This is a genomic window from bacterium (assembly GCA_036524115.1).
Classification (GTDB): Bacteria; JAUVQV01; JAUVQV01; order JAUVQV01; family DATDCY01; genus DATDCY01.
Genome location: DATDCY010000243.1, coordinates 20,867 through 32,669 on the forward strand (window position 1 = coordinate 20,867; position 11,803 = coordinate 32,669).

The window sequence follows — 11,803 nt, forward strand, 5'->3', positions numbered from 1 at the left end:
ACGATGAAGCGAATCGCTCTGTTCATTCTGGCGGTGCTGGCGCTCGTTGGCGTGGCGGCGTGCGGCGGCGATCACAACGGCGACCCCGTGGGCGTCTGGAATGCGGGCCTCGCCTATCGGTGCGACGGCAACTACCACCGCCTGACTTTCCGTTTCTTCGAGGGTGGCGGCTTCCGCGACTCCACCACGCACACGGGCAGGTGGGCCGTGGACGGCGACGACATCAGGGTCCGGATGAGCAACGGCTATGTCCTGGCCGGGACGATCGCCGGCGACAGGACCATGTCGGGGACCTTCACCGGCGGCGACGGCCCCGGCTGCTGGGAGGCGACGAAGTCGGCCAACCTGCCGTGATCTGACGCGGCCCCTTCGGCGCGTGGTGCGCCCGACGCGCTCGCCAAGGGTTGTGCCTCTGGACGCACTCGAGGTGACGAAAAAATAGGCCCCCGCCGAAGAGCGGCGGGGGGTGGGATGGGTGCCGCGTCATGGGGGCGGGACAAAGCCCGCGGTCCGGCTGACGCAACACCCGGGGGCCGATGGCCTCCGCCGAGGGGGAGACGCCACACCCCGGCTGACCGTCGGTCCTACCTGCAATATAGGTTCATCTGGGAAGATGGCAAGCCCCCCGGGGATGAGCAATCGGGGCGTGCCGATTGTGGGGATCCATGACTGAGGCACATCTGAACGCCTTTGGTTGGTGCCCCCGGCGCGACTCGAACGCGCGGCCTACAGATTAGGAATCTGCCGCTCTATCCACCTGAGCTACGGGGGCCTGCCGTGACGGCGGCGCGCTAACGGCCTGCGACTGCGTTGCACTCCTCGCGTTCGCTTGCGGCGTACGCCCAGTACGCCTCAGCGCCCGCTTGTCGTGCGCCTTGTCTCGGCTCGTTATCGCGTCGCCTCCATGCTCCTGTTCGTTCCCGGCGGCGCGGTCTCGGCCTGCGACTGCGTTGCGCTCCTCGCGCCCGCCTGCGACGTACTCCAGTACGTCTCGGCGTTCGCTTCGTCGCGCTCCTTGTCTCGGCTCGAGCCTGCGTCGCCTCTAATCCGGTTCCGGCCTCGCTCCCGCCTTTAGTACTGAATCAGCGAGTACGCCGGATGCTTCAGCTTCTCGCGGCCGTTGAGGAAGAGCAGCTCCACGAGGAAGGCGCACTCGACGATGTCCCCGCCCTGCTGCTCGACGAGCTTGACCGCCGCGTTCACCGTCCCGCCCGTGGCCAGCAGGTCGTCGGCGATGACCACGCGCTGCCCGGCGGTGATCGCGTCCTGGTGGATCTCCAGCGCGTCGGTGCCGTACTCCAGCTCGTAGATCGTCTTGTGCGTCTTGTACGGGAGCTTGCCCGGCTTGCGGATGAGGATGACCCCCGCGCCCAGCCGGTACGCGAGCGCCGCGCCGATCACGAAGCCCCGGGCCTCCACGCCGACGACGCAATCGACGCGCTTGCCCACGTAGCGCGAGGCGAGCATGTCGACCGCCTTGCCGAAGCCGGCCGGGTCGCGCAGCAGCGGCGTGAGGTCCTTGAAGAGGATGCCGGGCTTCGGGAAGTCCTGGATGTCCCGCACGAGGCGCTTGAGCTGGTCGACCACGTCCGCTGCCCCCCTGCCGACGCCGCCCGCGACGGCGGCCCGTCGCTGTCCGCTGCGGCCGCGGCCCGCTGTGAAGAGTGGTCGGGACGAGAGGATTTGAACCTCCGACTCCCTGCTCCCGAAGCAGGTGCGCTACCAGGCTGCGCTACGTCCCGACATCCTGCCCACAAGTCCCTGGCACGACGGACGCAGATGATGCAGCATCCGGCGGAATATTTCAACTGCCCGCGACACGCGGCGAGCGCGGGCGGGGCGTCTAGTGCTGGGGGACCCAGGCCTGGACCTGGTTGCGACCGAGGTGCTTGGCGCGATACAGCGCCTGGTCGGCAGCGCCCACGAGGTCCTGCGGCTGCATCACGTCCTCGGGATAGGAGGCGACGCCGAGGCTCACGGTCAGCCTGCCGCCGGGCAGCACCTCCTCGCCGGCGCAGCGCCGCCGCTCCACGGCACGGCACAGGCGCTTGGCCAGCGCCAGCGCCTGGCGCTTGTCGGTCTGCGGCAGCAGAAAGGCGAACTCCTCGCCGCCGTAGCGCGCGACCAAGTCGTGCTGGCGCGCGGCCGCCTGGAACATCCCGGCCAGCTCGCGCAGCAGCGTGTCGCCCGCCTGGTGCCCCCAGGCGTCGTTGAAGGCCTTGAAGTGGTCGATGTCCAGGAGCAGCAGCGAGAGCGGCTGCGCGTAGCGGCGGGCGCGGCCGATCTCCGCGACCAGCCCCTCCTGGAAGTGCTTGTGGTTGTAGAGGCCGGTCAGCCCGTCGGTCACCGCCAGCCGCGACTGCTCCCCGTAGAGCCGCGCGTTGTCGACGGCGATCGACACCGTGCCCGCGAAGGTCTGGAGGAAGCGCAGCTCCTCCTGCGTGTACGAGCGCGGGGCGCGGTGGTACAGGGTCATCACGCCGATGCAGCGGCCGCGCACGGACAGCGGCAGGCACAGCAGCGAGCGCAGCCCCATGCGGCTGAGCATCTCGCCCTTGAGGAAGCCGCCGTCGGCCTTCTCGACGTCCTCCACGTGGACGGGCTCGCCCGTGAGCGCCGCCTGCCCCGCCGCGGACGAGCCGACCGGGATCGCGCCGCGCCGGCAGTACTCGGGCGCCAGGCCGCTGTGGGCGACGAGCTCCAGGTTCTTGCCGGCCGCGTCCATCAGGCGCACCGAGGAGGCCGCCGCCTGGAAGAGCTCCCCGGCCAGCCGCAGGACCGTCGCCAGCACGTCGCTGAGCGCAAGCTGCGCCGTCAGGATGCGCGCCGTCTCGTAGAGCGTCGCGGTCTCGGCCATGCGCCGCCCGAGCTGGTCCATCTGCCGCTCGAGCAGCTCGTTCTTGCCGGCGAGGTCGTCGGCGAGATCGCGGTAGAGCTTGCTGGCGCGGATGCGCCGCTCCTCCAGGCCCCGGCGCACCGCGGCGACGATGTCCGAGGGCTCGAAGGGCTTCACGAGGTAGTCGCTGGCGCCCGCCTTCATGATCTCGACCGCGACCCGCTCGCTCCCCTGGCCCGTCACCGCGATGCAGGGCAGATCCGGGTCCACCCCGCGGGCGAGGCGGATCAGCTCCAGGCCGTTCATGTCGGGGAGCTGGAAGTCGATGAGCGCGGCCGACGGCCCGGCCTCGCGCACCGCCGCGAACGCCGCCGCCCCGCTGCGCGCCACGATCGGCTCCCAGCCCGCGTGGCGGACGGTGAGCGCGAGCAACTCGGCGATGTCGACGTCGTCGTCGACGATGAGCACCCGCGCGGGCGTCGGCGCGGAATCCCTGGCGTCCCGGATCGTCATATCTACGAAGTATACCTTGGCGCCGGCGCGAGCACTATCCTCCGGCCCCGCCGGCCTCCCCCCGGGGCCAGCCGTCGGCGCCGACGAGGTCGACGAAGACGCAGCCGCCGAGCTCCTCGCGCAGATCCCCGGCTTCGCGACGGGTCAGCCGCAGCAGGCGCTGCGAGCGGCGGCCGCCGACGGGGACCACCAGCCGGCCACCGGGGGCGAGCTGGGCGGTGAGCGCTTCCGGGACGTGCGGGGCGCCCGCCGTGACGATGATCGCATCGTAGGGGCCGTGGTCCGCCCACCCGAGCGTCCCGTCGCCGTGGCGCAGCACGACGCGGTGGCAGCCGAGCCGGTCGAGCACCTCCCGCGCGCGGCGGTAGAGCGGCGCGATGCACTCCACCGAGAAGACCCGGTCCGCGATCTCGGCCAGGACCGCGGTCTGGTAGCCCGAGCCCGTGCCGATCTCCAGGACCGTCTCCCCGCCGGCAAGCGCGAGCGCCTCCGTCATCGTGGCGACCATGAGCGGCTGCGAGATGGTCTGGCCGTGGCCGATCGGCAGCGCATCGTCCCCATATGCGCGGTCCCGCAACGCCGCGTCGACGAAGAGGTGGCGCGGCACGCGGCCCATCGCCCTCAGCACTTCCGCGTCGCGGATGCCCGCGGCGGAGAGCTGCTCGACCATGCGCCGGCGCGCCAGCGCGTAGATGTCGCTCATGGCTCAGCGGGCGCGGGACCGCGTCCGCGGGAAAGAACTGGTCGGGGCGAGAGGATTTGAACCTCCGACCACCTGAACCCCATTCAGGTACGCTACCAGGCTGCGCTACGCCCCGACTTCAAAACCAACCAACATCCAGGCTCCATGCGCCCGAGCGATGAGCGGCATCAGTCCGCTCAATCGCGAGCGACTACTCTAACATCTTTTCGAGCGCCGCCAAACCCTCGCGCACGCGGCGCATCACCTGCGTGCGGTCGCCGGCGGCGAAACCCAGTTCCATCTGGCGCTCCGCGGGGGCCTGGCGCCCCTCCCCGCTGAGCCACTTCTTCGCGCCGGCGATGGTGAACTTGCGGCGGTGGAGCAGGTCCTTGATCTCCAGCACCGTCTCGACCTCGCGGCGCCGGTAGACGCGCTGGCCGGACTTGTTCTTGCTCGGCCGCAGGAGCCGGAACTCCGATTCCCAGTAGCGCAGCACGTACGGCTTGACCCCGGTGATCTCCGAGACCTCGCCGATGCGGAAGAACATCTTGTCCGGGATGTGCACCGTCGGCACGCTCATCGTCGCCCTTCCCGCCGCCGCTGCGGCGCCCGGCGTCAGGGATTGGCGACCTTGCGCAGGATCTGGGAGGGACGGAAGGTGACGACCCGCCGCCGCGAGATCTCGATCTCCTCGCCGGTCTTCGGGTTGCGCCCCTTGCGGGCCACTTTCCGCCTGACCACGAAGTTGCCGAAGCCGGCGAGCTTGATCTTCTCGCCCCGCTCGAGGTTCTCCTTGATGGTCTCGAGCACCACCTCGACGATGTGCGCGGTCTCCTTCTTGGAGAGCCCGATCTTCTCGTACAGGGCGCTGACGATGTCGGCCTTGGTCATGCAGTCTGCTCCTTGTCGAAACCTTGTGCTACCCCGGGATCGGTCGCGATTTTCCCCGGTGCGGCGCCAGAAGTCAAGACGCCACCTAGGCTTTCTTCTCCTCCTCGGCGGTCTTGTGCGCCGCGATGATCTTCTCCGCGATCTGAGCCGGGACCTCCTCGTAGTGGTCCAGATCCATGGTGAACTGGCCGCGCCCGCCGGTCATCGAGGTCAGGTCGGTCGCGTAGCGCAGCAGTTCGGCGAGCGGCGCCTTCGCGGTCACGTGCTGGCGCCCGCCGCCGCCGTCGACGCCTGCGATGCGGCCGCGCCGCGAGTTGAGATCGCCGATGACATCGCCGACGAACTCCTCCGGGATCGTGATCTCCAGGCTCATGATCGGCTCGAGCAGCTTCGGCCCCGCCCCCTGGACGGCGAGCTTGAAGGCCTCGCGCCCGGCAGCCTGGAAGGCCACGTCCTTGGAGTCGACCGGGTGCTCCTTGCCGTCGGTGATCGCGACCTTGACGTCGACGACCGGGTAGCCGGCGATGGCCCCGTGCTCGAGCACCGAGCGCACGCCCTTCTCGATCGAGGGCTGGAAGGAGGAGGAGATCGCGCCGCCGAAGACCTCCCACGCGTACTCGAAGCCGCTGCCCCGCTGGAGCGGCTCGACGCGCATGTGGACCTCCGCGAACTGCCCGGCGCCGCCGGTCTGCTTCTTGTGGCGGTACATCGCCTCGTTCTTCTTGCTGATCGTCTCGCGGTACGGGACCTTCGGCTCCTTGAGCACGACCTCGACGCCGAGCCGCTTCATGCGCTCGACGACGATCTCGATGTGCTGCTGGCCCATCGCCGAGATCAGCATCTCCTTGGTCTGGGGGTCGCGGGAGATGCGGATCAGCGCGTCGGCCTCGGTCACGCGGTGCAGCGCGGTCGAGAGCTTGTCCTCGTCGCCCTTGCTCTTGGGCTCGACCGCCATCGAGATCACCGGCGTCGGGAAGACGATCGGCGGGAACACCACGGGGTGCTTCTCGTCGGCGAGCGTATCCCCGGTCTGGGTCTCCTTGAGCTTGACCACCGCGGCGAAGTCCCCGGGGCCGACCTCCGGCACCGCCTTGAGCGTCTTGCCGAGCACCTGGTTGAGCGAGCCGGCGCGCTCCCTGGCGCTGCGCGAGGCGTTGTACAGCTGGTCGCCGTGGAGCCTGCCGGAGACGACGCGGAAGAGCGTGATCTTGCCGGTGTACGGGTCGACGAGCGTCTTGAAGACCAGCGCCGAGAAGGGCGCGTCCTCCTTCGCGGCGCGCTGCTCCTCCTGCCCCGCGGGGCTCTTGCCGGTCACCGCCGGACGCTCGTCCGGCGCCGGCAGGAGCGAGAAGATCAGGTCGGCGATCGCGGCGGTCCCGGCGTTGCGCACCGGCACCGCGAACACCAGCGGCACCACCTTGCCGGCGAGCACGCCCGCCCGCAGGCCCGAGCGGATCTCGTCGTCGCTGAGGGGCTGTCCGTCCAGGTACTTCTCGAGCAGCGTGTCGTCGCCCTCGGCCACGCCCTCGGCGAGGCGCTCGCGCGCCGCGGCGACCTCGTCGGCGAGGTCCGCGGGGATCTCGCCCGTGGTCTCCTTGCCCGCCGCGTCCGCCGGGAACAGCCGCGCCTGCCCCTGGAGCAGGTCGACGACGCCGCGGAACGAGGCCTCCGCGCCGATCGGCACCTGGATCGGAACGGGCTTGACCCCGAGGAAGCGCTCCGCGTCCTCGAGCACCTTCGCGAGGCTCGAGCGCTCGCGGTCGAGCTTGGTCACGACGATCATCCGCGGCAGGCCCTGCTCGCCCGCGGCCTTCCAGAGCTGCTCGGTCTCGAACTTGATGCCGGTGGCGGCGCTGACGACGAAGATCGCGGCGTCGGCCACGCGGCAGGCGGCCAGGCTCTCGCCGAGGAAGATGGAGAATCCCGGCGTGTCCAGCAGGTTGATCTTCCCCTTTGCGGTCTCGATGCTCGCCAGCGTCGTGTTGAGGGTGAGCTTGCGGCCGATCTCGTCCGGGTCGAAGTCCAGGACGCTGTTGCCCTCGTCCACCGAGCCCAGGCGGGTCGTGGCGCCGGCGTGAAAGAGCAGCGCCTCGCCCAGCGAGGTCTTGCCGGCGCGGCTGCCGCCCAGGAGGATGACGTTGCGGAGCTGACCAACCTCGAAACGCTTCATCGGGTCTCCTTTCGCTCGAGCCCGCGCCGGGCGCCGGCGCCCGCGGCGCGCGGGGACGCATACATGTAGCATCGCACCCCGGGGGAGTCAAGTGCAGTACCTGTCGTGGAAATCGCCTCCGGACGGGCGCGCGGTGGCGGGCGCGGGCGCGCGCGGTGGCGGCGCCGTTTGCAGCCGCCCGCGGGTGTGCTATGGTTCGCTCCCGGGTGGGGAGGTGACGCGCGAATGCTGTTCCCGGGAAGCCGGATCTGGTACGAGGGCGCCGTCGCCGACATCGCCACCCTGACTGAGGAAATCAAGAGCTCGGGCTTCTCCGGCCACATCGTCCTCGAGTTCCAGGACTCGCTCGACGTCGTCGTCTGCGTGGGCGGCGAGTTCGTGAAGGTGGTGGAGCTCATCGGCGGCCGGTTGCTCTCCGCCAAGAAATACCGCGAGATCTGGGGCAAGTGCCGCATCAAGCAGGGCCGCATGACGGTGTTCGAGCTGCCGCCCCGCCTGGCGCAGCGCCTGCGCGGCATCCGCGGCCGGCGCGTCCTGTGCACGGGCACGGCGGCCGGCGGCTGCGACCCCCTGCGGATCATCGGCGAGCTGAAGGCCGGGGGCTTCTCCGGGATCCTCGACGCGGTCTCCCCGGGCGGCAAGCTCCTGCTCGACTTCGAATCCGGCGTGATCGCCGCCGCGTACGCAACGAGCTTCGCCGGGCCGGCGCTGGAGGGGTTCGACGCCTTCCGCGACTGGCACGAGGGGTTCGTGCGCGCCGACGCGGCGACCGTGTTCTCGGTGGCCGGGATCGCGGCCCCCGGCGACGGCCAGCTCTGGGACGAGATCCTGATGGCCGGGACCGAGCGCGTGGCCCTGCCGCTGCTCCCCTCGACCGAGCGGCTCGCGCACCGCTACGGCCGGACGGTGCCCGCCGGCGAGGTGCTCTTCGCCGCCGGCGCGCGGCCGGCGCAGGCGTACTACCTGCTGACCGGCGAGGTCGAGCTGTTCCCGGCCGCGACGGACGGCATCAGCGTCTGCCGCCGCCTCGGGTCGGGGGCGCTCTTCGGCGTCTCGTGGCTGCAGGACCTCGCGCCGGCCCGCTTCGGCGCGCGCGCCACGGTCGAGAGCCGCCTCCTCGCGTTCGGGCGCGACGCGCTCCCGACGGTCTTCGCGAACAGCCCCCAGCTCGCGGCGCGCTGCGTCCGCGCCTCCGCCGCCCTGCTGGCCCGCATGCGCAGCCGGCTGGAAGCCTTCCGCGCCGAGCCGCGCCTGCACGCGATGGAGACGGAGGTGATCGCCACGCTGCGCCGCCCGCACCCGGACAACCCGGACGGGCTCGCCGCGGCGGACCTCTTCGCGGAGCTGGCGCAGGTGCTGCCGCTGTCGCTGCCGGAGATCGACGCGCTCTTCCGGCGCCTCGTCAGCCTCGGGAGCATCAGCCAGACCGGCGGCAAGATCGCCCTCACCCTCCGCGAACTCTAGGCATGACCTCCACTCACCGTCGGTGAGCAGACCGCGGAGAGTGGTCCAGATGCAAGGCGCGCGACGATCCGGCGACTGAGGCGGGCTCGTGCCCGCCGCAGGGAGGCGGGAGGAGTGCAACGCCGCAGATGGGCCGCTATACGCGCGTCTGCCGTTCCCAGATCAGTCGGAGGCCGTCGAGGGTCAGGTGCTGGTCCACCACCGTGGCGGCGCCGGTCTCGCGCACGATCAGCTCGGCGAGGCCGCCGGTGGCGACCACCGTCGGCGTCCCGCCCAGCTCCTGCGAGATGCGGCGTATCAGCGCCTCCACGAGGCCCGCGTAGCCGAAGATGATGCCCGACTGCATGCTCGCCGCCGTGTTCGTGCCGATCGCGACGCGCGGCCGCGCCAGCTCGATGCGCGGGAGGCGCGCCGCGCGCTGGGAGAGCGCGTCGATCGAGATGCGCAGCCCCGGCGCGATGGCCCCGCCGAGGTAGGAGCCGTCGGCCGCGATCGCGTCGAACGTGGTCGCCGTCCCGAAGTCCACGACGATCAGCGGCCCCGCGTAGCGCGCGTGGCCCCCGACGGCGTTGGCGACGCGGTCCGCCCCGACCTCCCGCGCGTCCTCGTAGCGGATGGCGATGCCGGTGTCCGTGTCCGGCCCGAGCACGAGGCACGGCGCGCCGCAGAGGCGGCGCACGCCCTCGACGACGCCCTCGCTCACCTGGGGCACGACCGACGCGAGCGCCGCGCCCCGCACCGCCGCCGGGTCGATCCCCCTGCCCGCGAAGAGCAGGCCGAGGAGCGCCGCCAGCTCGTCCGGCGTGCGGTCGCGGTTGTTCGAGACGTCCCAGTGCGCGAGCAACGCGTCGCCCCGGAAGACGCCGAGGTGCACGTTGGTGTTGCCGACATCCAGAGCCAGAAGCACGGCTATCCCCCCTCCTCCTTCGCTCGCACCGCGCCGGATTCGAGCGCGCCGTTCCCGGACCCGTCTGCACCGACCGCCAACCCGGCGGCGGCGAGGCGCGCGCGCGCCGCGGCCTCCCCGCCGGCTTCCCAGCTGGCGTACCAGGCATCGATCTCGCCGCAGAGGCCCGCGAGCAGCGCCGCGGCCTGGTGCGGCCGCCCCGTCTCGATCCGCAGCGACGTCGCCAACTCCCGCAGCTCGGCGGGGAAGTCCTCCACGGCGGCGCACACGTTCAGGCCGATGCCGGCGATCAGCGCCGCGGCAGCCCCCGCCCCCGTTCTGGTCTCGAGCAGCACGCCGGAGAGCTTGCGCCCCCCCGCGACGACGTCGTTGGGATACTTCAGCCCAACCCCGCCTGCGCCGGCGGCCCGCGCGACGACGGCCACGGCCGCGGCGATCACCCAGGAGAGGTCCGCCCACTCCCGCAGGGGGCGGGACGGGCGCAGGATGACCGAGAAGCAGAGGCCGGTTCCCGGCGGCGAGAGCCAGGGCCTGCCCTGGCGACCGCGGCCGCCGTGCTGGTGGCCCGCGACGACGACCGTCCCCTCGGGCCACCCCGCGGCGGCGAGCACCGCGGCCGCATCGTTGGTCGACGCGGTCGCGGCGAGCCGCACGACCGGCGCCCCGATCAGAGGAACTCCAGGCTGATGTCGACGGCGGGCGCCGAGTGAGTGAGCGCCCCCGACGAAATGCAGTCCGCGCCGCTGGCCGCCATCGCCCGGGCGTTCTCCAGCGTGATGCCGCCCGAGAGCTCCAGGACCGCCCGGCCGGCGACGAGCGCGACCGCCTCGCGGGCCAGGGCCGGCTCGGCGTTGTCCAGCAGGATCACGTCCGCCCCCGCCGCGAGCGCCTCCTCGACCTGCGCGAGCGTCCCGGCCTCGACCTCGATCCGCGTCCCCGGCAGCGCGTGGGCGCGCGCCACGCCGACCGCCGCCGCCACGCCCCCGGCGAGCAGCACGTGGTTGTCCTTGATGAGCACGCCGTCCGAGAGCGAGAAGCGGTGGTTCGTTCCGCCGCCGTGGCGCACGGCGGCCTTCTCCAGGAGACGCCACCCCGGCGTGGTCTTGCGCGTGTCGAGCACCAGGCACCCCGTGCCCGCGACCGCGTCGACGAGCGCGCGGGTCGCCGTCGCGATGCCGCAGAGGCGCTGGAGGAAGTTCAGCGCCGTGCGCTCGGCGGCCAGCAGCGAGGCGGCGTCCCCGGAGACCCGGCCGAGCTCCGCGCCGCGGGCGACCGTCTCACCGTCGCGCGCGAGCGCCTCGAAGCGCACCGCGGGGTCGACGATCGCAAACACCCTCGAGGCCACCGCAAGGCCGCTGACCGTGCACGCCTGCTTGGCCACGAAGACCGCCGCGGCCGCGCGTCCCGCGAGCCCGACGGCCAGCGTGGTGGCGTCCGGCCCCGGGAGGTCCTCGTCGAGGGCGATGCGGATGAGCCGCTCGGCGTCGCGCGCGGCCGCGTAGTCCGGCACGCCCAGCCCTCCCCTACCCCTGCCCGCCGCGGGCCAGCGGCAGCACGCGCTCGCGGCTCGCGGCGAGCACCCCGCGCTTCTCGCGCAGCTTCTCGAGCCGCTCCCGCACCTCGGCGACCTTCTCCGCCGGCGCGCGGCTGACGAAGTTCCCGTTGGCGAGCTTGGCCTCGAGCTTGGCCGCGTCGGCGTCGAGCGCGCCGATCTCCTTGTCGAGGCGCGCCAGCTCGGCGCCGAAGTCCACGACGCCCGCGAGCGGCACGCGCAGCACGCCGCACGAGAGGGCGGCGGTCGCCGACTCGCCGGGGTCGCCGCCTGCGTTGACGCGCACCTCGCGCGCGTTGGCGAGCCGCCGGATCACGGCCTCCTCGCGCCCGACGATCGCCGCCGGCTCGGCGGCGAGGCCCTCGAGGACGATGGCGACCGCCACCTTCGGCGAGACGTTCATCTCGCCGCGGATGTTGCGCACCGCGTCGACGACCTCGACCACGAGCGCCAGCTCCGCCTCGGCCGCGGCGTCCACGCGCGCGTCCTCCGGCTCGGGGAACCGCGAGGTCGCGAGCAGCGCGCCGCCGCCGGGCAGGCGCGCCGCGATCTCCTCCGTGACAAACGGCATGATCGGGTGCAGCAGCGCCAGGACGCGGCGCAGCACGTGCACCGCCGTCCCGCGCGCCGCGTCGCCCGCGGGCCCCTCCGCGCCGAGGCGCGGCTTGGCGATCTCCAGGTACCAGTCGCAGAACTCGTGCCACGTGAACTGATACAGCGCCGACGCGGCGTCGTTGTAGACGTACTCCTCGAAGGCGCGGTTGACGCGGCGCACGAGCCCGTCGAGG

At 72.2% G+C, this 11,803-nt stretch carries 12 protein-coding genes and 3 tRNA genes; 2 read left to right on the forward strand and 13 right to left on the reverse strand.

Annotated elements, in window-relative coordinates; genetic code table 11:
- Window positions 1-3: 3 nt before the first annotated feature.
- A complete protein-coding gene (locus tag VI078_11830; GenBank protein HEY5999972.1) occupies window positions 4-354 on the forward strand; it encodes a hypothetical protein in 351 nt (116 codons plus the stop codon).
- A gap of 341 nt (window positions 355-695) precedes the next feature.
- On the opposite strand, the gene VI078_11835 is transcribed toward VI078_11830, so the two are convergent.
- The 9 genes from VI078_11835 to fusA form a co-directional block, all read right to left on the reverse strand.
- Window positions 696-772: transfer RNA gene (locus VI078_11835), tRNA-Arg, on the reverse strand.
- A gap of 299 nt (window positions 773-1,071) precedes the next feature.
- A complete protein-coding gene (locus VI078_11840; protein ID HEY5999973.1) occupies window positions 1,072-1,587 on the reverse strand; it encodes an adenine phosphoribosyltransferase in 516 nt (171 codons plus the stop codon).
- A gap of 78 nt (window positions 1,588-1,665) precedes the next feature.
- Window positions 1,666-1,742: transfer RNA gene (locus VI078_11845), tRNA-Pro, on the reverse strand.
- A gap of 101 nt (window positions 1,743-1,843) precedes the next feature.
- Window positions 1,844-3,349: a diguanylate cyclase gene (locus tag VI078_11850; protein HEY5999974.1), complete on the reverse strand. Its 1,506-nt coding sequence runs from the start codon at window positions 3,347-3,349 to the stop codon at window positions 1,844-1,846.
- Between the two features lie 34 nt (window positions 3,350-3,383).
- Window positions 3,384-4,052, reverse strand: coding sequence for a protein-L-isoaspartate(D-aspartate) O-methyltransferase (locus tag VI078_11855; GenBank protein HEY5999975.1), 669 nt, complete (start codon window positions 4,050-4,052; stop codon window positions 3,384-3,386).
- A gap of 38 nt (window positions 4,053-4,090) precedes the next feature.
- A tRNA-Pro gene (locus VI078_11860) sits at window positions 4,091-4,167 on the reverse strand.
- Between the two features lie 75 nt (window positions 4,168-4,242).
- On the reverse strand, window positions 4,243-4,611 hold the full coding sequence (locus tag VI078_11865; protein ID HEY5999976.1) for a MerR family transcriptional regulator: 369 nt from the start codon (window positions 4,609-4,611) through the stop codon (window positions 4,243-4,245).
- 35 nt (window positions 4,612-4,646) lie between these two features.
- Window positions 4,647-4,922, reverse strand: coding sequence for an integration host factor subunit alpha (locus tag VI078_11870; GenBank protein HEY5999977.1), 276 nt, complete (start codon window positions 4,920-4,922; stop codon window positions 4,647-4,649).
- Window positions 4,923-5,007: 85 nt separating this feature from the next.
- The gene (gene fusA, locus VI078_11875; GenBank protein ID HEY5999978.1) at window positions 5,008-7,092 is read right to left on the reverse strand and encodes an elongation factor G; all 2,085 of its coding nucleotides are present in this window, start codon (window positions 7,090-7,092) and stop codon (window positions 5,008-5,010) included.
- Window positions 7,093-7,317: 225 nt separating this feature from the next.
- On the opposite strand from fusA, the gene VI078_11880 reads away from it, so the two are divergent.
- Window positions 7,318-8,556, forward strand: coding sequence for a cyclic nucleotide-binding domain-containing protein (locus VI078_11880; protein HEY5999979.1), 1,239 nt, complete (start codon window positions 7,318-7,320; stop codon window positions 8,554-8,556).
- A gap of 136 nt (window positions 8,557-8,692) precedes the next feature.
- Here VI078_11880 and VI078_11885 read toward each other — a convergent pair whose 3' ends face one another.
- The 4 genes from VI078_11885 to VI078_11900 all read right to left on the reverse strand — a co-directional run.
- Window positions 8,693-9,463 carry a type III pantothenate kinase gene (locus VI078_11885; GenBank protein HEY5999980.1) on the reverse strand — a complete coding sequence of 257 codons (771 nt, stop codon included), beginning with the start codon at window positions 9,461-9,463 and terminating at the stop codon, window positions 8,693-8,695.
- Between the two features lie 2 nt (window positions 9,464-9,465).
- Complete coding sequence (locus tag VI078_11890; GenBank protein HEY5999981.1) at window positions 9,466-10,116, reverse strand: biotin--[acetyl-CoA-carboxylase] ligase; 651 nt, start codon at window positions 10,114-10,116, stop codon at window positions 9,466-9,468.
- Window positions 10,117-10,130: 14 nt separating this feature from the next.
- Window positions 10,131-10,973, reverse strand: a complete 843-nt coding sequence (nadC, locus tag VI078_11895; protein ID HEY5999982.1) for a carboxylating nicotinate-nucleotide diphosphorylase — start codon at window positions 10,971-10,973, stop codon at window positions 10,131-10,133.
- Window positions 10,974-10,986: 13 nt separating this feature from the next.
- Window positions 10,987-11,803 (reverse strand): class I tRNA ligase family protein (locus VI078_11900; protein HEY5999983.1); only part of this gene is annotated, 817 nt, incomplete at its 5' end.

What these genes read in the sequence shown, in the direction of transcription:
- fusA (HEY5999978.1), bottom strand. Translation starts at nt 7,092, where the DNA reads ATGAAGCGTTTCGAGGTTGGTCAGCTCCGCAACGTCATCCTCCTGGGC.
- VI078_11870 (HEY5999977.1), bottom strand. Translation starts at nt 4,922, where the DNA reads ATGACCAAGGCCGACATCGTCAGCGCCCTGTACGAGAAGATCGGGCTC.
- VI078_11865 (HEY5999976.1), bottom strand. Translation starts at nt 4,611, where the DNA reads ATGAGCGTGCCGACGGTGCACATCCCGGACAAGATGTTCTTCCGCATC.
- VI078_11855 (HEY5999975.1), bottom strand. Translation starts at nt 4,052, where the DNA reads ATGAGCGACATCTACGCGCTGGCGCGCCGGCGCATGGTCGAGCAGCTC.
- VI078_11880 (HEY5999979.1), top strand. Translation starts at nt 7,318, where the DNA reads ATGCTGTTCCCGGGAAGCCGGATCTGGTACGAGGGCGCCGTCGCCGAC.
- VI078_11830 (HEY5999972.1), top strand. Translation starts at nt 4, where the DNA reads ATGAAGCGAATCGCTCTGTTCATTCTGGCGGTGCTGGCGCTCGTTGGC.
- VI078_11850 (HEY5999974.1), bottom strand. Translation starts at nt 3,349, where the DNA reads ATGACGATCCGGGACGCCAGGGATTCCGCGCCGACGCCCGCGCGGGTG.